The 25,010-nt window shown below is 66.0% G+C and carries 22 protein-coding genes; 19 read left to right on the plus strand and 3 right to left on the minus strand.

The annotated features are described in order from the left end of the window. Positions 1–92: 92 nt before the first annotated feature. The 9 genes from BLU17_RS03670 to BLU17_RS03710 all read left to right on the plus strand — a co-directional run bounded on the left by BLU17_RS03670 (position 93) and on the right by BLU17_RS03710 (position 8,043). Positions 93–818, plus strand: coding sequence for a 2OG-Fe(II) oxygenase (locus tag BLU17_RS03670; RefSeq protein WP_091995069.1), 726 nt, complete (start codon positions 93–95; stop codon positions 816–818). A 50-nt stretch (positions 819–868) separates the two neighbouring features. Beyond that, positions 869–1,420 (plus strand): methylated-DNA--[protein]-cysteine S-methyltransferase, encoded by a 552-nt coding sequence (locus BLU17_RS03675; protein ID WP_091994566.1) that lies wholly within the window; start codon positions 869–871, stop codon positions 1,418–1,420. A gap of 19 nt (positions 1,421–1,439) precedes the next feature. Then, positions 1,440–2,186 carry a 2OG-Fe(II) oxygenase gene (locus BLU17_RS03680; protein WP_091994569.1) on the plus strand — a complete coding sequence of 249 codons (747 nt, stop codon included), beginning with the start codon at positions 1,440–1,442 and terminating at the stop codon, positions 2,184–2,186. Between the two features lie 303 nt (positions 2,187–2,489). Then, positions 2,490–3,200, plus strand: a complete 711-nt coding sequence (locus tag BLU17_RS03685) for a DUF969 domain-containing protein (RefSeq protein WP_091994573.1) — start codon at positions 2,490–2,492, stop codon at positions 3,198–3,200. Continuing rightward, a complete protein-coding gene (locus BLU17_RS03690; RefSeq protein WP_091994575.1) occupies positions 3,197–4,147 on the plus strand; it encodes a DUF979 domain-containing protein in 951 nt (316 codons plus the stop codon). The genes BLU17_RS03685 and BLU17_RS03690 overlap by 4 nt, the downstream gene beginning before the upstream one ends. A gap of 10 nt (positions 4,148–4,157) precedes the next feature. Further along, positions 4,158–5,168 (plus strand): DUF2891 domain-containing protein, encoded by a 1,011-nt coding sequence (locus tag BLU17_RS03695; protein ID WP_091994578.1) that lies wholly within the window; start codon positions 4,158–4,160, stop codon positions 5,166–5,168. 143 nt (positions 5,169–5,311) lie between these two features. Beyond that, positions 5,312–5,761, plus strand: a complete 450-nt coding sequence (locus BLU17_RS03700) for a CBS domain-containing protein (RefSeq protein WP_091994581.1) — start codon at positions 5,312–5,314, stop codon at positions 5,759–5,761. Between the two features lie 236 nt (positions 5,762–5,997). Then, the gene (locus tag BLU17_RS03705; protein ID WP_091994586.1) at positions 5,998–7,563 is read left to right on the plus strand and encodes a methyl-accepting chemotaxis protein; all 1,566 of its coding nucleotides are present in this window, start codon (positions 5,998–6,000) and stop codon (positions 7,561–7,563) included. 81 nt (positions 7,564–7,644) lie between these two features. Then, positions 7,645–8,043: a VOC family protein gene (locus BLU17_RS03710; protein WP_091994589.1), complete on the plus strand. Its 399-nt coding sequence runs from the start codon at positions 7,645–7,647 to the stop codon at positions 8,041–8,043. 134 nt (positions 8,044–8,177) lie between these two features. Here the strand turns inward: BLU17_RS03710 and BLU17_RS03715 are convergent, their stop codons facing one another. Continuing rightward, on the minus strand, positions 8,178–9,908 hold the full coding sequence (locus BLU17_RS03715) for a Na/Pi cotransporter family protein (protein WP_091994592.1): 1,731 nt from the start codon (positions 9,906–9,908) through the stop codon (positions 8,178–8,180). Positions 9,909–9,969: 61 nt separating this feature from the next. Then, complete coding sequence (locus tag BLU17_RS03720) at positions 9,970–12,741, minus strand: HAD-IC family P-type ATPase (protein ID WP_091994595.1); 2,772 nt, start codon at positions 12,739–12,741, stop codon at positions 9,970–9,972. Between the two features lie 360 nt (positions 12,742–13,101). Here BLU17_RS03720 and BLU17_RS03725 point away from each other — a divergent pair, with 360 nt between their 5' ends. The 10 genes from BLU17_RS03725 (at position 13,102) to BLU17_RS03770 (ending at position 24,215) form a co-directional block, all read left to right on the plus strand. Beyond that, entirely contained in the window at positions 13,102–13,821 is a 720-nt protein-coding gene (locus tag BLU17_RS03725; RefSeq protein WP_091994598.1) for a GNAT family N-acetyltransferase, read from the plus strand. After that, a complete protein-coding gene (locus BLU17_RS03730; protein WP_091994601.1) occupies positions 13,822–14,268 on the plus strand; it encodes a GNAT family N-acetyltransferase in 447 nt (148 codons plus the stop codon). A gap of 216 nt (positions 14,269–14,484) precedes the next feature. Next, complete coding sequence (deoC, locus tag BLU17_RS03735) at positions 14,485–15,495, plus strand: deoxyribose-phosphate aldolase (protein WP_091994604.1); 1,011 nt, start codon at positions 14,485–14,487, stop codon at positions 15,493–15,495. Between the two features lie 13 nt (positions 15,496–15,508). Then, complete coding sequence (locus BLU17_RS03740; RefSeq protein ID WP_091994606.1) at positions 15,509–17,890, plus strand: aldehyde dehydrogenase family protein; 2,382 nt, start codon at positions 15,509–15,511, stop codon at positions 17,888–17,890. A gap of 49 nt (positions 17,891–17,939) precedes the next feature. Next, positions 17,940–18,419, plus strand: coding sequence for an RbsD/FucU family protein (locus tag BLU17_RS03745; RefSeq protein ID WP_091994609.1), 480 nt, complete (start codon positions 17,940–17,942; stop codon positions 18,417–18,419). Then, complete coding sequence (gene rbsK / locus BLU17_RS03750; RefSeq protein ID WP_091994612.1) at positions 18,416–19,357, plus strand: ribokinase; 942 nt, start codon at positions 18,416–18,418, stop codon at positions 19,355–19,357. Before BLU17_RS03745 ends, rbsK begins: the two co-directional genes overlap by 4 nt. 36 nt (positions 19,358–19,393) lie before the next feature. Beyond that, on the plus strand, positions 19,394–20,443 hold the full coding sequence (locus BLU17_RS03755) for an ABC transporter permease (RefSeq protein WP_091994615.1): 1,050 nt from the start codon (positions 19,394–19,396) through the stop codon (positions 20,441–20,443). A gap of 91 nt (positions 20,444–20,534) precedes the next feature. Continuing rightward, positions 20,535–21,539: an autoinducer 2 ABC transporter substrate-binding protein gene (locus tag BLU17_RS03760; protein WP_091994618.1), complete on the plus strand. Its 1,005-nt coding sequence runs from the start codon at positions 20,535–20,537 to the stop codon at positions 21,537–21,539. A gap of 83 nt (positions 21,540–21,622) precedes the next feature. After that, positions 21,623–23,143: a sugar ABC transporter ATP-binding protein gene (locus BLU17_RS03765; protein WP_091994620.1), complete on the plus strand. Its 1,521-nt coding sequence runs from the start codon at positions 21,623–21,625 to the stop codon at positions 23,141–23,143. Between the two features lie 34 nt (positions 23,144–23,177). Further along, positions 23,178–24,215: an ABC transporter permease gene (locus tag BLU17_RS03770; RefSeq protein WP_425434057.1), complete on the plus strand. Its 1,038-nt coding sequence runs from the start codon at positions 23,178–23,180 to the stop codon at positions 24,213–24,215. Positions 24,216–24,247: 32 nt separating this feature from the next. Here the strand turns inward: BLU17_RS03770 and BLU17_RS03775 are convergent, their stop codons facing one another. Continuing rightward, positions 24,248–24,976: a DeoR/GlpR family DNA-binding transcription regulator gene (locus BLU17_RS03775; RefSeq protein WP_091994625.1), complete on the minus strand. Its 729-nt coding sequence runs from the start codon at positions 24,974–24,976 to the stop codon at positions 24,248–24,250. Positions 24,977–25,010: the final 34 nt, after the last annotated feature.

Genomic DNA, 25,010 nt, shown 5'->3' on the forward strand with positions numbered 1-25,010 from the left:
CCAGCTAGCGTACTGTGATCATCGGGACGGTGGCGCAGGGCTTGCGCACGTGATCGACGGAATACGCGTTGCGGGAACAACGGAAGGGCATGATGAAAGCCACGGGCATGAGGACAGACAAGCCGGATTCGGTGCCGTACGACTGGGCGGAGATCGAGCGATCGCTCGACGCGCACGGCAACGTCGTGTTGCCCCGCGTGCTCAGACCGGAGCAGTGCGCACACCTCGCCGCATTGTATGCGAGGGACGATTGCTTTCGCTCGCGCATCGTGATGGCGCGCCACAATTTCGGCCGCGGCGAATACAAGTACTTTGCGTATCCGCTGCCGCCGCTGTTACACCGGTTACGGCATGCGCTGTATCCTCACCTCGCGCCGATCGCCAATCGCTGGAACCGGCAACTGGGTATCGACGTGCAGTACCCGGACGAACTCGACGTCTTTCTCGACCACTGCCATCGTGCGGGACAGACGCGCCCGACCCCGCTCATCCTGCAGTACGGTCCGGGCGACTACAACTGCCTGCATCAGGACCTTTACGGCGAACACGTGTTTCCGCTGCAGGTGGCGATGTTGCTCTCCAGACCCGGCGCCGATTTCGAAGGCGGCGAGTTCGTGATGACGGAGAGCGCATCGAACGGTCAGCATGCCGAAGTGATTCCGCTGGAGCAGGGCGATGCCGTGCTGTTTGCCGTCAATCAGCGCCCGGCGACGAGCAAACGTGGCGGCACGCGCAAGGTGGCCATGCGGCATGGCGTGAGCGTGCTGCGCAGTGGAATGCGCCACACCGTTGGCCTGATTTTTCATGATTCACGTTAGCACGCACCGGATGCCTGCTTTCGACGGCCAATGACCATAAGGACCGCATCATGCAATTATTTCTCAGCCATCTCCAGTCACCGCTCGGCGATCTCCTGCTGGTGAGCGACGCCCGGCAGTATCTGCACGCGCTCGAATTCACGGATCATCGAGCCCGCCTGCATCGCGGCGTGCGCGAGCGTTACGGTACTGCCGAATTGATCGAGGCGCTGGCGCCCGCTCCCATCGCCGAGGCTATGGCCGGCTATTTCTCCGGCGAACTGAATGCGCTCGATTCTCTGTCGGTCGCCGTGTCGGGTTCCGATCTGCAACAGAAGGTCTGGGCCGCGCTGCGCCGCATTCCGGCCGGGAGCACGACGAGCTACGGCAAGCTCGCGAGAGAGCTGGGTTTCGAAGATCCGCGCGCGGCAATCGATATTGGCGCCGCAAATGGAGCGAATCCCGTCGCCATCGTCGTGCCGTGTCATCGCGTGATCGCCAGTACCGGCGACCTCAAGGGCTACGCGTGGGGCTTGCATCGCAAACGCTGGCTGCTCGAACATGAGAAGGCGGTTCCGGCTAGACGCGAGGGGCCACGCAGCGCGATGCTTCCCGGTTTTTAGCGCAAGCGGAATTTCGCCCATGACCACCTTGGCCAACCGGATCGGGGAGCTGGATTGGACCGCGATCGCCGCGCAACTGGACAGCGAAGGCTATGCGGTGCTGCCTCGCCTGATCGGCGCAGACCAGGCTTGCCAACTCGCACGCGAGGCCTGCAAGTCGAATGCACGGTGCCGAAAGCCCCTTGAGGCCGTCGATGCCGGGCGGGGCGAACTGCTGTATTTCAGCGCCGGTCTGTCGCAGCCGTGGGCGCAATGGCGAACGGACTTCTATCGCCAGCTGGCGCCTGTCGCCAACCGTTGGAACGAAATGCTCAACGTCGCGTACCGGTATCCGGCGGAACTGTCTGCGTTTCTGGAGCGCAACGGCCAGGCGGGGCAGACGAAGGCGCAATCGCATGTGAACCTTCTGCGTGCCGGCGACTATCTGGCGTTGCATCGGCGCAGCGATGGACAACATGTATTTCCTTTACAGGTCGTCGCTTTGCTCACGCAGCCGCGAAAAGATTTCACGGGCGGCGAACTGGTGATGACGGAGCAGCGCCCGCGCATGCAATCGCGGCCGATGGTCGTGCCGCTCGGTGCCGGCGACGCGGCGATCATCACGACGGCGCAGCGGCCATGCAAAGGCGCGTCCGGCCATTACCGCGCGAATCTCAGGCATGCGATCAGCCGGGTGCGGAGCGGCGAGCGTATCGGCGTGGAATTGTCGTTCCACAATGCCCCCGGAAACGACGAAGAACAACGCGCATTTGATCTGCATATCTAATCAATCGCCGAGAAGTAGCGCGCCGACGACCCGTTATAAGTCGCGCCGCGATGCAACTAACCGCCAATTCCGGCGCTCTCCCACGAGTCCGCCTGCTTTGCGGCGCAGTCGAACCCGCATTGGTCCATTGCACCGAGCCCAGGGACTACCCTTAAAAGTAATCTATCGACTTTTTATCGATAAATTACCGTGATAGATTTCCAGGCTGCATCGAGCGCCACGGGAAGGGTGCGCTCGCGCGCCCGGTTCCGCGGGCCGGCCGGAACACACGCGGTCACAGGACATACCCAAGGCGGAGGAGAGATGCTGGTTTTGATAGGGGTGCCGATCGTCGTGATCGGCTTTGCATTGCGCCTGAACGCGCTGCTCGTCGTGACCGCCGCGGGCATCGCGACAGGGCTCGCGGGCGGTCTGCACACGGTCGAGATCGTCAGTGCCTTTGGCAAGGCGTTCGCCGATAACCGCTACATGGGCCTCGTCTGGCTCACGCTGCCCGTCATCGCGCTGCTGGAACGCAACGGCCTGCGCGAGCAGGCAAAGCAGCTCATTTCGCGCGTGCACGCGGCCACCACCGGCCGCGTGCTGATGCTCTACTTCGTCGTCCGCCAGATCACGGCCGCGCTCGGCCTGACGTCGCTGGGCGGCCACGCGCAGATGGTGCGTCCGCTCATTGCGCCCATGGCCGAGGCGGCCGCGATCCGTCGCCATGGCAATGTGCCCGACACCGTGCGCCAGCAAATCCGCGCCAACGCCTCGGCGGTCGACAATATCGCCGTGTTCTTCGGCGAGGACATTTTCATCGCAATCCAGTCGATCCTGCTCATCAAGGGCTTCCTCGAGCAGAACGGCATCGTCGTGCAACCGCTGCAAGTCTCCGTCTGGGCAATTCCCACTGCCTTTGCCGCGCTCATCATCCATTGCGTGCGCCTCAAGCTGCTCGATCACGATCTCTCGCGCCGCTTGAAAACACCGCGCGCGCAGGGAGCGGCGAGCCGCCAGGGAGCCGCATCGTGATCAAGCTCGAATCGCTGTATGTCGTCGCGGGCCTGATGTTCGCGTCGTTCGCCGTTTTCAATCTGCTCGACCGTGCGAATCCGCGACGCGTCATCAACTTCGTGTTTTGGGGCGTCTATGCCGTGACGTTCGTCTTTGGCGGCGAGCTTCCGCATTTCGTGACGGGGTGTCTCGCCATCGCGCTCGCCTTGATCGCGGGCTCGGGCAAGCTGGGCCGCAGCCCCTCGGGCGGCGACCGCGCCGAGGCCGCGGCGCGCCGCGAGCAGAGCGCGCGCCGCTTCGGCAGCAAGCTCTTCATTCCCGCGCTGCTCATTCCCGTCGTCACGCTGGTCGGCACGCTCACGCTCAAGTACGCGCCCTTCGTCGAGGCGAAGAACGTCACGCTCATCTCGCTTGTGCTCGCCACGCTCGTCGCGTTCGGCGCCGCGCTCGTCATGCTGCGCGATTCGCCCGTGCACGCGCTCAAGGGCGCACGGCACACCATGGACGCCGTCGGCTGGGCCGCCATCCTGCCGCAGATGCTCGCGGCGCTCGGCGCGCTGTTCGCAGCAGCCGGCGTGGGCCAGGTGGTGTCCGGGCTCGTCACGAACTGGATTCCGCAAAACTCGGCATTCGCCGTCGTGGCCGCCTACACTTTCGGCATGGCGTTCTTCACGATGATCATGGGCAACGCATTCGCCGCCTTTCCGGTGATGACCGCGGGCATCGGCCTGCCTTTGATCGTGCATCAGTTCCACGGCAACCCGGCCATTCTGGGCGCAATCGGCATGCTCTCGGGTTTCTGCGGCACGCTCATGACGCCGATGGCCGCCAACTTCAACATCGTTCCGGCCGCGCTGCTCGAACTGAGCGACAAGAACGGTGTGATCAAGGCGCAATGGCCCACGGCCGTGCTGCTTCTTGTCGTCAATACGCTGCTGATGTATTGCTTCGTTTTCCGGTTCTGATGAGCTCACGATGACCACACACCTCACCGCCGCCCACGCCTCGAAGTTCGCCTCGCTCGCGCTCGCGCACCTCACGCGCGAGTACCCGAACAAGCTGACGCACTCGCTCGAAGGCCCGCAGGACGTGCAGGGCCCGCGCGCGCTGCATCCGGTCTTCTATGGCAGCTACGACTGGCATTCGTGCGTGCACGGCTACTGGCTCGTGCTGCATTTGCTGGCGCGCTTTCCCGACCTGCCCGAGGCGCCCCGGATCATCGGCGTGGCGGACGACCATTTCACCGAAGAGAAGATGGCCGGCGAAATGGCCTACCTCACGCTCGCACACAATCGCGGCTTCGAGCGGCCCTATGGCTGGGCATGGCTGCTCGCGCTGGCCGCGCAGGTGGACGCGCTGAAGCTGCCGCAGGCCGCGCGCTGGAAGGCAGCGCTCGCTCCGCTCACGATGTGGTTCGTCGAGCGTTTCGAGGACTTTCTGCCGAAGGCGACCTATCCGCTGCGCGTGGGCACGCACTTCAACACGGCGTTCGCGCTCACGCTCGCCCACGACTTCGCGAAAGCCACGTCGCGCCCGGCGCTGGCCACGCTGATCGCGGATACCGCCACGCGCTGGCATGCGAACGACGCCGACTGCCAGGCGTGGGAGCCCGGCGGCGACGAATTCCTTTCGCCGGCGCTGAGCGTGGCCTTGCTGATGAGCCGCGTGCTGCCGGCGCGCGACTTCGAACCGTGGTTCACGCGCTTCTTGCCCAACCTGGCGGTGCGCGAGCCCGCCACGCTTTTCACGCCGGCCACCGTAACCGACCGCAGCGACGGCAAGATCGCCCACCTCGACGGGCTCAATTTGAGCCGCGCGTGGTGCCAGCGCGCGCTCGCGCGTGCGTTGCCCGAGGGCGACGCGCGCGTGGCGGTGTTGAACGCTGCCGCCGAAACGCATCTGGCCAGCGCCCTCGACCATGTGGCCGGAGACTATATGGGCGAGCACTGGCTCGCCACTTTCGCGACGCTCGCGCTCGAAGCGTAGAAGCACGGGCGCGCATTTGCGTGCTTCCAGACTGAAGATTTGACTGCCCGCGGTCGTTATAACGGGCTTGAAGTCCGCGCCGCGCGACCAGACGCCCCGGTCGCGCGGCGCGGGAGGTCGAGTCAATTCAGGTCTGGAAGGCTATGCAAGTAGAAAAATTCATGACGAGACGTATCGTCATCGTTGGTTTCGACGATACGCTGGAGACGGTTCGCGATATCTTCGCGAAGGCGAACTTTCACCATCTGCTCGTCGTCGAGGACGGCAGGCTGCAGGGCGTCGTCTCCGATCGCGACCTGCTGCGCGCGGTCAGCCCCTTCATCGACAGCGTGGTCGAATCCGCGCGCGATCTCGGCACGCTCAACAAGCGCGTGCACCAGATCATGAGCCGCAAGCCGCTCACGCTGCGGCCCGAGTCGAGCCTTTCCGAGGCCGTGGCTCTCTTTCTCACCAACAAGGTTTCTTGCATTCCCATCGTGGACGCCGATTTCCGCCCGGTCGGCATCGTGAGCTGGCGCGACGTGCTGCGCTATCTCGTGCCGATGGACGAAGCGGGCGCAACCGGTGCCGGCGCGCAGCCGGAAAGCGTGTGACGCCAACGCGGCACGGTGCGACATCCGTCGACCCGTATGACGAAGCTTCACTGACGACCGTACTTCTTTCCTGCGGACCATAAAGTTCGCGGCCTCTCCTGCCGTTGTCATGGACAGGGCGCTTAAACAGCCTGACCGCCTTGGGCTGTACTGGGTGAGCGCACCGGGACAACCGTGAAAACGACTGGGACACGCGCGGCCTCCAGAGCCGCGCGCCCCACGGAGAGAGACCAGGAATGCTTCACAAGCTGTCAATACGCGCGAGCCTGACCCTGATGATCGCGTTCTTCGGGATCGTGCTGATTCTCGGAGCCGCGATGGGCTTGCTGTCCATGCGAGCGGGCAACGAATCGCAGCGCATCATGTACACCGTCGATACGCCGGCCGTGGCGGATCTCGAAGGCAGCGCCGGCCAGTTGCTGCGCCTGCGCCTTGCGCTCGCCACCTACGCATCGCTTTCCGAACTCGGCGATCACGACGCCGCCGACGCCGTGCTCAAGCGCTTCGACCAGTATCTGAAGAACTCGAACGAGCGTCTCGAGCACTATCTGTCGATTGCGAGCGGCGAAGGCGAGGCGCAGGATCTCGTCGCCGACATGCAGGCCAAGCGCAACAGCTTCCTGCACGATGGCGTCGATCCGGCGCTGGCGGCGCTCAAGGCAGGCGACAAGGCGGCGTTCCACGAACTGCAGGGCCACAAGCTGCCGGCGCTCTACGGCAACTTCGAAAAGGCGATGCTCGTGCTCGAGAAGCGCCAGCTCGATCTCGGCGCGAAGCGCTATCAGGAAGGGCAGGACCGCTTCAGCTTGGTAAGCATCGCGGTGGCCGTGGGCATGGTGTTGTCGCTCGTGTGCGCATGGATCGGCCGCACCGCGCTCATGCGCGCGATCGTGCATCCCGTCGATGCGGCCATCGCCCAGTTCCAGCGCATTGCTGCCGGCGACCTGAGCGGCGCGGTCGAGGCGACGAGCGACAATGAAATGGGCCGCCTCCAGGCCGCGCTGCGGCAGATGCAGGACGCGCTCATCAAGACGGTCAGCAGCGTGCGCGAAGGCGCGCAATCGATCGACAAAGGCGTGAGCGAGATCGCCGCGGGTAACACGGATTTGTCGCAACGCACCGAGCAGCAGGCCGCCTCGCTCGAGGAAACGGCTGCGAGCATCGAAGAGCTCACCTCCACCGTCAAGCAGACCGCCGACAACGCGCGCCAGGCCAGCGCGCTCGCGGAAGGCGCCTCGGGTCTCGCCGCGCAGGGCGGCGCACTCTCGCGCGAAGTGGTCGGCACCATGCAGGACATCGTGGGCGACTCGCGGCGCGTGGGCGAGATCGTCGGCGTAATCGAGGCGATCGCGTTCCAGACCAATATCCTGGCGCTCAACGCAGCCGTGGAAGCGGCCCGCGCGGGCGAGGAGGGCCGTGGTTTCGCCGTGGTCGCGAGCGAGGTGCGCTCGCTCGCGCAGCGCAGCGCCGCGGCGGCCAAGGAGATCAAGGAGCTGATCGAGTCGTCGACCTCGCGCGTGGAAACCGGCGCGGGCCTCGTCGAGCGCTCGGGCTCGACCATGGGCGAGATCGTCGAGGCCATCGCGCGCGTGAGCGCGATCATGAACGAGATCGCGTCGGCGGCGGCCGAGCAGAGCACGGGCATCGAACAGGTGAACGTCGCCGTGGGCCAGATGGATCTCGTGACCCAGCAGAATGCGGCGCTCGTGGAGCAGGCTTCGGCCGCGGCTTCGTCGCTCGAAAACGAGGCGCACCAGCTGAACGCCGTGGTTTCGGTGTTCCGCACCGGACGAGGAGCGTAGCGCGCACGCCGCATCGCGCGGTCGGCCCGCTGCCGTTCCCCGGGTATAGTCGTGGATCACGACCATGGACTGGAGACAACGATGCAGCTTGTCGATCATGTGTCGATCGGCGTTCCCGATCTCGACGCGGCGCGACCCTTCTATGACGCGATCATGAGCGCGCTGGGCGCGGCCAAGGTGTATGACCGCCCCGACGCGCTCGGCTATGGCGAGCGTTGCAGCGCCGCCGATACGCAATCATCCTGTCTCGCCGTCTATCTGGACACCAGCCACATCGGCCCGAACAGGCGGCACTGGTGTTTCAAGGCGGCCTCGCGCGCGCAGGTCGATGCGTTCCATGCAGCCGGCCTCGCCGCTGGTGGCCGAACGGACGGCGATCCCGGCTTGCGGCCGCATTATCACGCGAGCTACTACGGCGCATTTCTCGTCGATCCGGCTGGCAATCGCGTCGAGGCGGTGTGCCACTGCGCTGCGGAGTGAGCACCGTCCCGGTTGCCCGCGTGTCGCCGGACCCTTGAAGCGGACCCCTCGGTCCATTCCGGCGGTCCCCGTGCGCCGTGCGCCAGCCGGGCCCATGCCGGCGGCCATCGGCGGCACGCGAGACGCCAGCGTCGTCAGGGCTGCGGCGCTGGCTCCGCTTCTGCCTCGGGTTCGGACTCCGCCATATGCACGTCATGCAGCCAGCGCGTGGCCTTGGCGATGGCGCGCGAGAGCCGCGCCACTTCGTTGAGCTGCTCGATCATGTCGTTGGCGAGGCGGAAAATAAAGGCTTCCTCTTCGTTGCGAAGATGCACGGCCGACATGATGTGCCGTCGCGCGAGGTCGGACTGCGCCTCGATCTGAGCCTTGGCGCCGACGATGTGCGTGACGACGTCGGCATCCGGGTGCGTGATCGTCTTCACCGCAAGCGTGAAGTGGTCGATCACGCCCTTGGCGAATTGCACCGCCGGGGGGCTTCTCAGCAGCGACACGTCCGCGCTTTGCGCGAGGCGCCGCTGGCCGATTGCGAGCATGCTCGTCGTGGCCACTTCGCGAATGGCGTCAAGGCAGGTCGCGATGCGCGCGAGATCCACCAGTTGCCGGCCTTCGTCGTCGTTGTGGACTGCTTCGGATAACGTACCAATATAGGTCAGAATGGCGGTGCTCAGCGAATCGGCGGCCTTGTCTTCGCTCGTCACCGTGGAGAGCGCCTGCGCGGTGCTCGACGCAACGAGCGCGGCGCTATGCCGGAGCAGCGTCTGGACCTGCTCGCCGAGCGCGGTCAGCTCGAGCTGCACGCGGGCAATGGCGAGTGCCGGCATTTCGATCAGCGTGTCGTCGAGGTAGCGTGGCACGCCGGGGTCCTGCCACGCTTCGCGCCCCGCAGGGGCGAGGCGCTCGGCCAGCGTGGCGATGGGACCCGTGAACCAGATCAGCACGAAGGTGCTGAACACGCTGAATACCGTGTGCGCATTGGCGGCCTGTCGCGGCGTTTCGGCGGCAAGGCGTGCCGCGCCGCTCAGTTCGGGCGCGGAAGGCGAGATCATGCGCACGAAATCGGCGAACTGCGGAATGACGAAAGCGAAGAACAGCACGCCAAGCACGTTGAAAAGCAGGTGCACAATGCCTACCTGCGCGGCTTCCGCAGACTTGCCTATCGACGCGAGCAGCGCCGTGCCGCAGGTCCCCACGTTGGCGCCGAGTATCAGCGCGATGCCCGATTCGAGCGGAATGAGCCCCTGGCTGCCGAGCGCGATCACGATAGCCAAGGTGGCCGCCGAGCTTTGCACGATGGCCGTGAACACCGCGCCGATCACGATGCCGATCAGCGGATTGCGCATGTCCTGCATGGCGTCGATGAATGGCTGGTAATCGCGCAGCGGCCGCGTGGCGTTGCCCATCATCTCGATGCCGAGAAACAGCAGGCCGAGGCCGAGCAGCGCCCCGCCCAGCTCGCGCAGCATTTCGCGTTTCGCGAAGCCGTATAGCAGGAAGCCGCCCCCGAGCATGAACGGCGTGAGCGCCGAGATATTGAACGCGATGATCTGCGCGGTGAGCGTCGAGCCGATATTGGCGCCCATGATCATCGGTATGGCCTGCCGCAGCGTCATGAGCCGCGCGGAAACGAAACCCACGAGCAGGACCGTGGTGATGGTCGACGAATTGAGCAGCGCCGTGATGCCTGCGCCGGCAAGCACGCCGCGAAACCGGTTGGCGGTGAGCGAGCCCAGCAGCGATTGCAGGCGCGCCCCGGCGATGGTCTTGAGCGCGCCCGTCATGAGGTCCAGCCCGAACAGAAAGAGGGCGAGGCCGCCGACCAGCAATCCGGTAATCTCGATCAGATTCAGGTTCGCACCGGTCAGCATGACGATCAGCCCTCCCTTTCGAGCCAAGACACCAATGATAATTTAGTTCGACTAAGCGATTTTATGCATCATGGTATGTCCTCGTATCCAGGCGTCGCTGCTGGGGCGTGACCGACGCTCTCAGCGCGGGTATCGAGCGGATGACGAGCTTCTCGATCTCCACGACGAGGAAGAACAGGACCGCCCCGACCACGAGCCAAAGCCAGGCCGACAACGGCAGGGCGTCGGTCTGGAACACGGCGTGAAAGGGCGGGGTATAAGTGAACAGGAGCTGCAGCACCACGACCGCGGCGATGCCATACCAGAGATACGGATTGCCCATGTGCGCGCGCACGGAGAGTGACGAGTTGATCAGCGACCGGCTGTTGAGGAGATAGAACACCTGGCCCAGCGTGATCGCGTTGACGGCGGCCGTGCGCGCCATCGGGTCCGACGCGCCCTGCGCCTTCATCCAGAAGAAGGCCGCGAGCGTATAGAGCACGAGCGCCGCGCCGACGAAGAGAATGCGCCAGATGCCGAAGGGCGTGACGATGGGTCTGTCGATCGAACGGGGAGGTCGGCGCATCACGTCCGCTTCGTGGGGCTCGAAGGAAATGACGAGACCGAGCGCGACCGACGTGACCATGTTCACCCACAGTACCTGTGGCGCCGTGATTGGCAGCGTAAAGGCGAAGAGGATCGCCACGGCGATCACGGTGCCCTGGGCGATGTTCGTGGGCAGCAGGAAGAGCATGGCTTTCTCGATGTTGTTGTAGACCGTGCGTCCCTCCTTCACTGCGGCTGAGATCGAGGCGAAGTTGTCGTCGGCGAGAATCATGCCCGCGGCTTCTTTGGTCACCTCGGTGCCCTTGATGCCCATCGCCACGCCGATGTCGGCTTTCTTGAGCGCAGGTGCGTCGTTTACGCCGTCGCCTGTCATGGCGACGACCTGGCGGTTGGCCTGGATCGCCTTCACGAGCCGCAGCTTGTGCTCGGGGCTCGCGCGCGCGAACACATCCACGTCGCGAACGCATTCCTGCAGCGCCGCGTCGTTCATGGCCTCGATTTCGGTTCCGGCCACGGCCGTCCTGCCGTCGCCTATGCCTAGCATGCCCGCTATCGCGGCGGCCGTGACCTTGTGGTCGCCCGTAATCATCGTGACGCGAATGCCGCCGCCGTGGCATTCGCGCACGGCGTCGATCGCTTCCTTGCGCGGCGGGTCCATGAGGCCGACGAGGCCGAGAAGCACGAGCGTCTTCGGCAAATCCTGCGGGCCGAGATTGCCGGATTCGACGCCGGGGTCCGGCAGCCACGCGAGCGCGAGCACGCGTTCGCCCTGCGAGGCGAGCCGCTCGCCCTCGCGCGCGAAGCGCTCGCCATCGAGCGGGGCGGGGCCGCTCGCCGTTTGCTGGCGGTCGCAGTGCTCGATGATGACTTCCGGCGCGCCTTTCACCAGCAGCATCTCGCCTTGTGCCGAGCGGTTCAGCGTCGCCATGAACTTGTGCTCGGACTCGAACGGAATGGCGTCGATGCGCGGGGCGGCCGCCGTTTCCGCGGCACGGTCCATGCCGAGCTTGCCCGCGAACGGATAGAGGGCACCCTCGGTCGGGTCGCCTTCCACCTTCCACTTGCCTTCTTCCTGGAACAGCCCGGCGTCGTTGCAGAGCAGGCAAACGCGGCCCATGAGCGTGAGGACGTCGGGCGCGGCGTCGAGCGGCTTGCCGCCCGATTTGACCTCGCCCTCGGGGGCGTAGCCGTCGCCGGTCACTTCGTAGGGCGCCTCCGCCGTCACCACGGAGGTCACCATCATCTCCATGAGCGTGAGCGTGCCCGTCTTGTCCGAGCAGATGCGCGACACGGAGCCCAGCGTCTCGACGGCCGGCAGGCGGCGGATGATGGCGTTGCGCTTCGCCATGCGCTGCACGCCGATGGCGAGCGTGATGGTGATGAGCGCAGGCAGGCCCTCGGGGATGACCGACACCGCAATGCCCACGACGGCCTGGAACAGCTGGATGAACGTCATGTGGCCGAGCCAGTGGCCCCAGGCGAAGAGCAGCACGCTGATGATCCCGATGGCCGCCGTGATGACGTATCCAAACTTCTTGATCTGCCGCAGGAGCGGGGTTTCCAGCGCGCTGACCTCGGCGAGCATCTGGTTGATGCGGCCGAGCTCGGTCTGGCTGCCCGTCGCCACGACGATGCCGGTCGCGCGCCCGGAGAGGACCATCGTCCCGGAAAACGCCATGTTTTCGCGGTCTCCGACGGTAGCCTGCGCGGGCATGACGCCCGTGTTCTTCTCCGCCGGCACGGATTCGCCCGTGAGCGCCGCCTCTTCCGTGCGCAGGTTCCGCGCTTCCACGAGACGAATATCCGCCGGGATTCTGTCGCCCGATTCCAGCAGCACGACGTCGCCGGGAACGATCTCTTCGGCGGGAACGAGGCGAACTTCCCCGGAGCGCAGCACGCGCGCTTCCGCGGAGAGCATGTTGCGAATCGAGTCGAGCGCCTTTTCGGCGCGGCCTTCCTGCAGAAAGCCCAGCAGCGAGTTGAGGATGACGACCGCGAAGATGATGGAGGCATCGAGCCACAGGCTCAGCATCAGCTTGATGAAGCCGGCCGCGAGCAGCACATAGATGAGCACGTTGTTGAACTGGGCAAGAAGGCGCGCCAGCGGTCCGCTTTTCTTGCCTTGCGGCAGCAGGTTCGGCCCGTAGGCACCGAGACGTTTTGCGGCGTCCGCCGGCTCGAGCCCTTGCGATGGATCGACGTCGAGCTGACGCTCGATCTCCTCGGCCGGCGTGGCGTGCCACGGCGCCGCGCTCGCACCCGAAGACGTACTCTTGGCTGAATTCATCTTCGCCTCTCATGGTTGCCCGGAGATTCAACGCCAATAGTAGGTTTTTTTTGCCTGCGGCACGTGCAAGCTGGTTGGCCCGCCCGGTTTCGCCTGGGTCGTTGCGCAGGCAGCGCGGGGACGTATGGCAACATCAGCGCGGCACGATCCGCGCCTGTTTCATTCCATGCGCATCGCGCGTTTGCCGGCCCGCGCCGACGAACTGAGGAAAGCTGAACAATCGGGCGCTCTTGCCATGGCCGGTCGCGATGACCGTGGTTCCATCGATCGCGCTGCACGTGGACCTTTTCGCAGAACCACGACATACGGTAACGTATTGCGGATACGGCGCACGTGCCGCGCAACAGGAGTTTGTCACGCATGACAGCAAGACTGAACGAATACCAGCAGCCTGTCGGCGAACCCGTCACCGGCTGGCAACCACGCGAGCGGCCCGCGCGCGTGACGATAGAGGGGCGGTTCTGCCGCATCGAGCCGATCGATCCCGAGCGCCACGCAGCCGATCTTTTCGAGGCCTATGGCGCGGCGGCCGACGGACGCGACTGGACCTACCTGTTCGCCGAGCCATTCGCGGATTTCGCCGCGTTTCGCGCGTACCTCGCGAAAGCCGCCGCGTCGAGCGATCCGTTCCACTTTGCCGTGATCGACCGCGCGAGCGGCAAGGCGGTCGGCACGTTCGCGCTGATGCGCATCGAACCGGTGCACGGCGTGATCGAAGTCGGCAGCGTGACGTTTTCGCCGCGCCTGAAACAAACGCCGCTTTCCACCGAGGCGCAGTACCTGCTGATGCGCCACGTCTTCGACGATCTCGGCTACCGGCGCTACGAATGGAAATGCGACAGCCTCAACGCGCCCTCGCGCAAGACAGCACTGCGCCTGGGTTTCCAGTTCGAAGGAATTTTCCGCCAGGCGATCGTGTACAAGGGGCGTAATCGCGACACCGCGTGGTTCGCGATCATCGACAAGGACTGGCCGCTCGTAAAACGTGCGTTCGAGATGTGGCTCTCGAAAGAGAACTTCGACACCAGCGGCAAGCAGCGCGCGTCGCTCGCAAGCCTCCGGCAAGCGGCGGCATCCTGAATGTCCGGCGCGCTCCTCATTCGCGACGTGACGCCGGCCGACCGCGACGCGTGGTTCCGTCTCTGGGCGGCCTACAACGCGTTCTATGAAGCGAGCGTCGCGCCGCAAGTCAGCGAGCGAACCTGGCAGCGCATGCTCGACGAGAATGCGCCGCTCTTCGGGCGCGTCGCCGAAGTGGAGGGCCGCGTGGTGGGCTTTTGCCTCTGCGTGCTCCACGAAGGCACCTGGGTCGAGACGCCGATCTGCTATCTGGAAGACCTGTTCGTCGATCCGGCGTACAGGGGGCGAGGTATCGGCAGGCGGCTCATCGAAGACCTCATCGCGCTGGCGCGTTCGCGCGGCTGGTCGCGCCTTTACTGGCACACGCGCGAGAGCAACCCGGCGCGCAAGCTCTACGACGAATTCGCCACGGCCGACGACTTCGTGCGCTACCGGCTGCAGTTCTGAGCGGGCAGCCTCGCTTCCCCACCGGACCTGTTGAATCTCCCCCCATGTTGCGCCAGGTCGCGGTGCGCGCCGCGATCCGGCATTCGTTCCGACATCGATTGGAAGACGATAGATAGGATTGTAACGAGTATTGTCACGATCATTTCATCGGTATAGGATGGGTGCGAATAAGCCATCACAGTTTGATGTGCATTGCACAAATTCGCCTCCCAGCCTATGTCAGAAGCTTCAACGAACTCGCTCGTCGTGTTGCGCGGCGCGCCCGCGCGGCCCGCTCATGCTGCACGCAATGCCGGCGTGGCGTTCGATGCGTCGTGGCTCGACGCTTTGCGCGTCAATCACTCCGCGGTCGAGCGGCGCACGGCCACGCTCGGCACGCGCCGTGCCGTCAAGAAGGACGCGCAGGCCGCGTGGCTGTTGAAGGCCATCACCTGCATCGATCTCACGACGCTCAACGGCGACGACACCGAAGGCCGCGTGCGGCGCCTCTGCACGAAGGCGCGCCACCCCGTGCGCGCCGATCTGCTCGCGGCGCTCGGCTTCGCGCCCGAGTCCATCGCGACGGGCGCGGTGTGCGTCTATCACCGTTTCGTCGCCGCCGCCGTCGACGCGCTGGCGGGCAGCGGCATTCCCGTTGCGGCCGTTTCCACGGGCTTTCCGGCGGGCCTCAATCCGCATGCGCTCAAGCTCAGGGAAATCGAAGCTTCGGTCGCGGACGGCGCCGCGGAAATCGATATCGTGGTGACGCGCGAGCACGTGCTCACCGGCAACTGGCGCGCGCTCTACGACGAAGTGCGCGAGTTTCGCGCGGCCTGCGGCGAGGCGCATCTCAAGGCGATTCTCGCGACCGGCGACATACGCGTGCTGTCGAACATCGCCAGGGCGTCGATGGTTTGCATGATGGCGGGCGCGGACTTCATCAAAACGTCCACGGGCAAGGAAGGGACCAACGCCACGCTCGACGTCTCGCTCGTCATGGTGCGCATGATCCGCGAATACCGCGAGCGCACGGGCGCGCTGGTGGGCTTCAAGCCCGCGGGCGGCGTATCGACCGCAAAGTCCGCGCTCGCGTACCAGATCCTGATGAAGGAAGAGCTGGGGCGTTCGTGGCTCGAGCCCGAATTGTTCCGCTTTGGCGCGTCGAGCCTGCTTGCCGACATCGAGCGCCAGCTCGAACACCATGTGAGCGGCCGCTATTCCGCCTTTCACCGTCACCCCGTAGCCTGAGCAGATCATACCGATGAGCGTAGCCGAGTATTTCCGAACGATGGACTACGGTCCCGCCCCCGAGGACGATCAGCCCGTGCGCGCCTGGCTCGCGCAGCACGGGGCGTCGTTCGGGCATTTCATTGACGGCGCGTGGCGCGAGAGCGCGGACGGCGAGCGCTTCGACGTGCGCGCGCCCGCAACGGGCGAGCCGCTCGCGGCCGCGGCTCAGGGCGGCGCGGCCGACGTGGCCGCCGCCGTCGCGGCGGCGCGCGCGGCGCAGCCCGCGTGGTACGCAATAGGCGGCGCGGCGCGCGCGCGCCATCTCTATGCGCTGTCGCGCATGGTGCAGCGCCATAGCCGTCTGTTCGCGGTGCTCGAGGCGCTCGACAACGGCAAGCCGATTCGCGAAGCGCGCGACATCGACGTGCCGCTCGTCGCCAGGCATTTCCTCCATCACGCTGGATGGGCTCAACTTCAGGATGACGAACTATCTGGCTGGTCGCCGCTTGGCGTGATCGGCCAGATCGTGCCGTGGAATTTCCCGTTGCTCATGCTCGCGTGGAAGGTGGCGCCCGCTATCGCGCTGGGCAACTGCGTGGTGCTCAAGCCCGCGGAATATACGCCGCTCACGGCGCTCCTGTTCGCCGAGCTGGCGCATCGCGCGGGCTTGCCGAAGGGCGTGCTCAACGTCGTGACGGGCGATGGCGGCACGGGCGCCGCGCTCGTCGGTCATCCCGACGTCGACAAGATCGCCTTCACGGGCTCGACCGAAGTGGGCCGCCTCATTCGCAGCGCCACGGCGGGCTCGGGCAAGTCGCTCACGCTCGAACTCGGCGGCAAGTCGCCGTTCATCGTGTTCGACGACGCGGATCTCGACGGCGCGGTGGAAGGCGTGGTGGACGCCATCTGGTTCAACCAGGGGCAAGTGTGCTGCGCGGGCTCGCGCCTGCTCGTGCAGGAGGGCGTCGAAACGCGCTTCCTCTCGAAGCTCAAGCGCCGCATGGCTACGCTGCGCGTGGGGCCGTCGCTCGACAAGGGCATCGACATCGGCGCGATCGTCGATCCGGTTCAGCTCGAGCGCATCGAGTCGCTCGTCGAAGCGGGGCGGCGCGAAGGCTGCACCGTGTGGCAGCCGCACGAAGTCGAGCTGCCGCCGGGCGGCTGCTTCTATCCGCCCACGCTCGTCACCGGCATCGGGCCGGCCTCGACGCTCGCCCAGGAGGAGATCTTCGGGCCGGTGCTCGCGGCCATGAGCTTTCGCACGCCCGAGGAGGCCGTGGCGCTCGCGAACAACACGCGCTATGGGCTTGCCGCGAGCGTGTGGAGCGAGACCATCGGCCGCGCGCTCGATATCGCGCCGCGCCTGCAATGCGGCGTGGTGTGGATCAACGCGACGAACCTCTTCGACGCGAGCGTCGGCTTTGGCGGCTACCGCGAGTCGGGCTTCGGCCGCGAAGGCGGGCGCGAGGGCGTGTTCGAGTATCTGAAGCCTTCCGCATGGAGCAAGCTGCCGATGCGCGCGCCGCGCGCGAAGCGAGCGCTCGCACGCGACGTTGCGGCCACGATCGAGGGAATTGACCGGACTGCGAAGCTTTTTGTCGGCGGCAAGCAGGTGCGTCCCGATAGCGGTTATTCGCACGCCGTATTCGCGCCCAACGGCGAATGGGTGGGCGAAGCCGGCGCGGGTAGCCGCAAGGACGTGCGCGACGCTGTCGCCGCCGCGCGCGGCGCGGGCAAGTGGACGCAGATGAGCGCGCATGCCCGTGCGCAAGTGCTGTACTACCTCGCGGAGAACCTGAGCGCGCGCGCGGAGGAATTCTCGCGTCAGCTCACGCGGCGCGCGGGACACGACGCGCACGCGGCCGGACGCGAAGTGGCGGCGGCCATCGACCGGCTGTTCAGCTATGCGGCGTGGGCCGACAAGTTCGAAGGCGCGGTCCATACGCCGCCGCTGCGCGGCGTGGCGCTGGCGATGCACGAGCCGCTTGGCGTGGTCGGCGTGGCGTGCCCGGACGAAGCGCCGCTGCTGGCTTTCGTTTCGCTGATCGCGCCGGCGCTCGCGATGGGCAATCGCGTGGTCGCGCTGGCGAGCGAGGCGAGCCCGCTCGCGGCTACGGATTTTTACCAGGTCGTGGAAACGTCGGACGTCCCGGCGGGCGCGCTGAACATCCTGACCGGCGAGCGCGCCGCGCTGCTGCCGGCGCTCGCGAAGCACGACGACGTGGATGCGCTCTGGTGCTTCGGCGCCGCGAGCGATTCGGCCCTCGTGGAGCGCGAGTCGGTCGGCAATCTCAAGCGAACCTTCGTGGACCATGGCCGCGAGGTTGACTGGTTCGACCGGGCGAGCGCAGGATTGCCGTTCCTGCGCCATGCAGTGCAGGTGAAGAACATCTGGATACCGTACGGCGACTGAGCGCTTCCAAAGAAGAAGGCGCCACGCCCACAAACAGCCAGGAGACAACATGCTGAAAAACCTCGACCCGCTTCTGAACGCCGATGTCCTGCAAGCGCTGCGCGCAATGGGGCATGGCGACGAGCTCGTCGTGTGCGACGCGAACTTCCCCGCCGATTCCGTTGCCCGCGCAACGGTGCTCGGCAAGCTCCTGCGCATCGACGGCGCGGACGCGCCGCGCGCCGTGCGCGCGATCCTCTCCGTGCTGCCGCTCGATACGTTCGTGGAAGCCCCGGCAATGCGCATGGAAGTCGTGGGCGAGCCCCACGCGATTCCGGCCGTGCAGCGCGAGACCCAGGCCGAGGTCGACGCAGCCGAAGGGCGTCCGGTCCCGTTCGCGCCCGTCGAGCGCCACGCCTTCTATGCGCGCGCGCGCAAGGCGTACTGCGTGATCGCCACGGGCGAGGCGCGCGGCTACGGCTGCTTCGTGTTCACCAAAGGCGTATTGCTCGCCCCCGACGCGCCGCGCGCGAAGGAGGCCGGCCAATGAGCGGGCGCGTCGTCATTCTCGGCATCTACGTAACCGATCTCGCGTTTCGCGCGAGCCGCATGCCGATGATCGGCGAGACGCTCGCCGGATCGGCGTTCGCGATGGGTCCGGGCGGCAAGGGCTCGAATCAGGCCGTGGCCGCCGCGCGCGCGGGCGCGCAGGTGGTGTTCTGCACGCGTGTGGGCAACGACGCGTTCGGCGAAATCGCGCGCGCCACCTGGGCCGCCGAAGGCATCACGGCGCGCACGCGGGCCGCGGAAGGCCTTGCCACGGGCGCGGCTCACATCTTCGTGGAAGAGACGACGGGCATGAACGCGATCATCGTCGCGGCGGGCGCGGCGGGCACGATGGAGCCGGCCGACGCCGAAGCGATCGAAGCCGATATTTCGGCTTCCCAGGTATTCGTGACGCAGCTCGAACAGCCGCTGGCGGCGGCGCGCCGGGGTCTCGAAATTGCGCGCCGGCACGGCGTGAAGACGGTGTTCAATCCGGCGCCCGCCATGCCGCTGCCCGACGACATTTTTCCGCTGTGCGACTACGTCACGCCCAACGAAACGGAGGCGACGGCGCTCACGGGCGTCGAAATCCGCAACGCCGCCGACGCCCGCCGCGCCGCCGACGTGCTGCTCGCGAAAGGCGCGGGCGCCGTCATCGTGACGCTGGGCGAGGCGGGCGCGCTGCTGCATACACGTAAGGAGTCGGTCTTGCTGCCCGCGTTCCATTGCGGCCCGGTGGTGGAAACCGCGGGCGCGGGCGACGGCTTCACGGGCGGTTTCGCCGCGGCGCTCGCGCGCGGCGACGATCCGCTCACGGCCACGCGCTTTGGCTGTGCGCTCGCGGGCATCTCCGTGACGCGGGCAGGCACCGCGCCCTCCATGCCGCGGCGCGAGGAAGTCGACGCGATACTCGCGCGCATGGCGAGCGCCGCGGCGCATTGAGCATCGACTGCAAACACACTGCAAAGGACGAAGTCCATGAAGTCTGCTCTCCTGGCCAGATGGTTCGGCGACCGGCAGTTGAACTTCCTGCTGGCCGTGAACCTCATCGTCGTGCTGGTCGCGGTCTGGGTATCGCGCGGACAGTTCGTCGGCATCGACAACCTGCAGTCGATGGGCGCGCAATTACCCGAAGTCGCGCTGCTCGCGCTCGGCATCATGCTTTCGATGCTCTCGGGCAACGGCGGCATCGACCTCTCGGGCGTGGGGCTCGCGAATCTTTCCGGCATGATCGCCGCGCTGGTGGTGCCGCGCTTCGTGAGCGGCGACGATTCGCCGGCGCTCTATACGGCGCTCTTTTGCGTGATCGTCGTGGGCATGGGGCTGCTCGGCGGCCTGCTCAACGGCTTCGTGATCGCGCGGCTCGGGCTCACGCCCATCCTCTGCACGCTCGGTACGCAACTGCTTTTCACGGGCTTCGCGGTGGCGCTCAGCAATGGCGCCTCGGTGCACGTCGATTATGTCGAGCCGCTCGCCGACATCAGCAACGGCACGTTCTTCCAGGTGCCCATTTCGTTTCTGCTGTTTGTCGCCGTGGTCGTGCTGCTGGGGTGGCTTCTCAGGCGCACGCCATTCGGGCTGCGCCTCTATCTCATGGGCACGAATCAGCGCGCGGCGTTTTATGCGGGCATTCCGCGCGCGCGCATGCTCGTCGTCACGTACGCGATGTGCGGCGTGCTCGCGTCGCTCGCCGGGCTCGTGAGCGTTTCGCACACGCTCAGCGCGAAATGGGACTACGGCAATTCGTATCTGCTGATCGCGATTCTCATTGCGGTGATGGGCGGCGTGAATCCCGCTGGCGGTTATGGACGCATCATCTGCGTATTCTTTGCCGCCACCGTGCTGCAATTCCTTTCGAGCCTCTTCAACCTGATGGGCGTTTCGCAGTTCTTCGGCGACTGCGCCTGGGGCTTTCTGCTGTTGCTCTCGCTCGCGTTCGCGGGCGGCGAGCGCGTACGCGCGATTTTCGGTCTCGCGGGGCCGCAGCCCGCCGCGCAGTCGGGCGGCAAGGGGCGTGCCTCGGGCTGACCGGCTGGACTGTGCAGCAGGCGGGCATCGAGCCTCGGAGGTCCGCCGCCATCCATTTCGGGGCGACAGTATAAAAAAGGAGACATCCGACATGAACTTCAAGCGACTCAGTGTGGCACTCACGGCTTGCGCGCTCGCCGCCGGCGCGGCGGCCGTGGCGTATGCAGCGGAAAACCCGACGATCGTGACCGTCGTGAAAGTGACCGGCATCAGCTGGTTCAATCGCATGGACGACGGCGTGAAGGAGTTCGGCAAGGACAATCCGAACATCTCGGTCTACCAGACGGGCCCGGGCCGCGCGGACGCCGCGCAGCAACTGAAGATCATCGACGACCTCATCGCGAAGAAGGTGAGCGCGATCGCCGTCGTGCCGTACGATCCGCCCACGCTCGAACCGGCGCTCAAGAAGGCGATGGACCGCGGCATCAAGGTCGTCACGCACGAGGCCGACAACGAAAAGAACACGATGGTCGACGTCGAAGCATTCGACAATTCGGCCTACGGCGCCGCGCTCAACGACCGGCTCGCGGCGTGCATGCACGACGAGGGCAAATGGGCGACGATGGTCGGCTCGCTCGGCAGCCGCTCGCAGGTGCAGTGGGCCGACGGCGGCATCGACAACGCGAAGAAGAAGTTCCCCAAGATGCAGCTCGTCGAGACGAATCTCGAAACGAACAACGACGGCGAGCACGCGTATGAAGTGGCCAAGGAGGTGCTGCGCAAGCATCCGGACATCAAGGGCTTCCAGGGTTCGTCCTCGCTCGACGTGATCGGCATCGGCCGCGCCGTCGAGGAAGCGGGCCTGCAGGGCAAGATCTGCGTCTACGGCACGGGTCTGCCGACCGAGGCGGGCAAGTACCTCGAAAGCGGCGCGATCAACGGCATTGCGTTCTGGGACCCGAAGCTGGCCGGCGAGGCGATGAACAAGATCGCGAAGATGCTGCTCGATGGCAAGACCGTGGAGAACGGCGCGAATCTCGGCCTGCCGGGCTACGAGAAAGTGACCGTGTCGAAGGGGCCGGGCAAGGGCATCATCGTGCGCGGCCAGGGCTGGGTGAGCGTCGACAAGTCGAACTACAAGCAATACAACTTCTGACCGGAAAACAGCGGCGCGCAACGGCCTTGGAGCCGGCGCGCGCTTCGCTGCGACTTCGCCAGAGCGTAACGAAGAGTCAGGACATGGCATCAGAACCGTTATTGCAGGTGCTCGGCGTGCACAAGCGCTTTACCGGCGTGTACGCCTTGCGCGGCGTGACGCTCACGTTCGAGCGCGGACAGATCTATCACCTGCTCGGCGAGAACGGGTGTGGCAAGAGCACGCTCATCAAGATCATCTCGGGCGCGCAGCCGCCCGACGAAGGCGAGCTCGTGATCGACGGCGCGCGCCACGCGCGGCTCACGCCGCTCGAATCGCTGGCGGCCGGCATCGAAACGGTCTATCAGGATCTTTCGCTGCTGCCGAACATGAGCGTGGCCGAGAACGTGGGCCTCACGACCGAGCTGGCCGAACACGCCGGACGTCTCGCGCGCACCTTCGACCGCCGCGAGCTTGCCCGCACGGCCGAACGCGCGCTGAAGGCCGTGGGCCTGTCCGGCGACGCCGATTTCCAGGCCACGCTGATCGAGCAATTGCCGCTCGCCACGCGCCAGCTCGTCGCGATCGCGCGCGCGATCGCGAGCGAGGCGAAGTTCGTCATCATGGACGAGCCGACCACGTCGCTCACGCAGAAGGAAGTGACGAACCTGATCGCCGTGCTCGGCCAGTTGCGCGCGCAAGGCGTGACCGTGCTGTTCGTGAGCCACAAGCTCGACGAGTGCTATGCGATCGGCGGCGAAGTGATCGTGCTGCGCGACGGCCAGAAGGTCACGCAAGGCCCCATCACCGATTACACGAAGGCGCAGTTGAGTGAGCTGATGACGGGCCGCGAGCTTTCCACCGAGCGTTACCGCAGCGCCGCGCCCGAAGCCGGCGTGCTGCTCGACGTGCGCGGCCTCGGCCGCGCGGGGTTGTTTCGCGACGTGTCGTTCACGCTGCATCGTGGCGAGATTCTCGGCGTGACGGGCCTGCTCGATTCGGGCCGCAACGAGCTCGCGCGCGCGCTCGCGGGCGTCGCGCCCGCCGATGCGGGCGAAATCGTGCTCGAAGGCCGCGCGATCAAACTCGCTACGCCAGGCGACGCGCGGCGCGCGCGCATCGGCTACGTGCCGGAAGACCGCCTGAACGAGGGGCTATTCCTCGACAAGCCGATTCGCGACAACGTCATCACGGCGATGATCGCGAGCTTGCGCGACCGCTTCGGCCAGATCGACCGCGCGCGGGCGCGCGCGCTCGCGGAAGACACCGTGAAGGAATTGCAGATCGCCACCCCGGACGTGGAGAAGGCCGTGCAGTCGCTCTCGGGCGGCAACCAGCAGCGCGTGCTGATCGGCCGCTGGCTCGCCATCGACCCGCACGTGCTGATCCTGCACGGGCCGACCGTGGGTGTGGACGTCGGCTCGAAAGACATCATCTATCGCATCATGCAGCGGCTTTCGCAGCGCGGCATCGGCATTCTGCTCGTGAGCGACGACCTGCCCGAACTGCTGCAGAACTGCGACCGCGTGTTGATGATGCGTAAAGGGCGCCTTGCCGAAGCGCATCGCGCCGAAGGCCTGACCGAGGCCCAGCTATATCGCGCGCTTCTCGCCGAGGCCGCCTGAAACCCGCGTAACGTTTGCCGGACATCGCATGAGCATGAATCAGACAATGAGCACGTCGTCCAACACCGTCGAAGTCGCGCGCCAGACCGTCCCGCTCAACTGGCGCGCGAAGCTCGCGCGCAACCCCGAGTGGTTCACGGCCACGCTGATCGTCGTTACCTGCGTGATCGTCGCGTCGATCAACCCGCGCTTTTTCCAGTGGGCCACGCTGTTCGACCTGCTGCACTCCGCGACGATCACCTCGCTTTTCGCGCTCGGCACGCTCGTCGTGCTCGCTTCGGGAGGGATCGACGTGTCGTTCACGGCGATCGGCGCGCTCACCATGTACTCGATCACGAAAGCCGTGTTCGCCTGGTGGCCCGATGCGCCGTTCGCGCTCATCCTGCTCACGGGCGCGGTGGGCGGCGTCGTGCTCGGCGTAATCAACGGCGTGCTCGTACACCGTTTGCAGGCGCCCTCGCTGATCGTGACGATCGGCACGCAATATCTCTATCGCGGGCTGTTGCTCACGTTCGTGGGCACGACGTTCTTCATGAACATTCCGCACAGCATGGATCATTTCGGCCGTATTCCGCTTATCGCGTACAAGACCGCCGACGGGTTGAACGCCGTGCTGCCCGTTTCCGCGCTCGCGCTCGTGGCGGGCGCGGTTCTCACATGGTGGCTGCTCAACCGCACGATGATGGGGCGCGGCGTCTATGCCATGGGCGGCAGCACGGCGATTGCCGAGCGGCTCGGCTTCAACCTGCGCGCCATCCGGCTCTTCGTGTTCGGCTATACGGGGTTTCTGGCGGGCGTGGCGGGCATTCTGCACGTGTCGAACAACCGGCTCGCCAATCCGTTCGACCTCGTGGGCTCGGAACTCGACGTGATCGCGGCGGTGATTCTGGGCGGCGCGCGCATTACGGGCGGCAGCGGCACCGTGGTCGGCACGCTGCTCGGCGTGGCGCTCGTCACGCTCATCAATAACGTGCTGATACTCGTAGGTGTGCCAAGCACGTGGCAGAAGGTGATTGTCGGCGCATTCATTCTGGTGGCGGGCACGCTGTTCGCGCTGCGCCGGCGCGGCTGAGCCCGCGCTTTTCGTTGCGTGGCCGGTTTGGCTCAGGCACTGCGCTGGCGCAGCGCCTGGCCCTTCTCCGTGATGATCGAATTGAAGTCGTCCATCTGCGAAAAGCGCCACGCCTTCACGACGCCGTACTTGCTGGCATCCACGACGAGGTGGCTTTCCACGGCGCTTGCCATGGCCGCCTGCTTGAGCGCGACTTCGTGAAAGTTCCAGCACGTCACGCCGCGCGTGGCGTCCACGCCGCCCGCGGAAATGAAGGCCTTGTTGATGCCCATGCGCCGCAACGTTTCGAGACTTTCCTCGCCCGAGAACGAATCTGAGGAGGGCACGTACACGCCCCCCAGCAGAATCATGCGCACGTTGGGCATGCGCCGCAGAATCTCCGCGACGTTGAGCGAGTAGCACACGGCCGTGATCTGCAACTGGGACGGGATGATGCGCGCTAGCGCGGCGAGCGTCGTGCCGCAGTCGATGAACACCGTGTCGTTCTGCGCGATCAGCCGGGCAGCGTGAGCGGAGGCCTGCGCCTTGGCTTGCGCGAAGTGGTCCTTTTCGTGTTCGAGCGAGTAACCGGCCGTATTGGGCACGTCCTGAGCGCTCACGATATAGCCGCCGAGATACGTAAAGCGCTCGGGATTCGCGGCGATATCGCGCCGCACGGTCATTTCGGATACGCCGAGCACGCTGGCCGCGTCCCGAAGATGCATGACGTTATGTTTCGCGAGCGCCTCGGCAAGGGCTCGCAGCCGGTCGATTTTGGCCATGGGGTCGATGTTTCGCCAGGACCGCTTAGCGGTC

Source organism: Paraburkholderia lycopersici (assembly GCF_900096975.1).
Taxonomy (GTDB): Bacteria; Pseudomonadota; Gammaproteobacteria; order Burkholderiales; family Burkholderiaceae; genus Paraburkholderia; species Paraburkholderia lycopersici.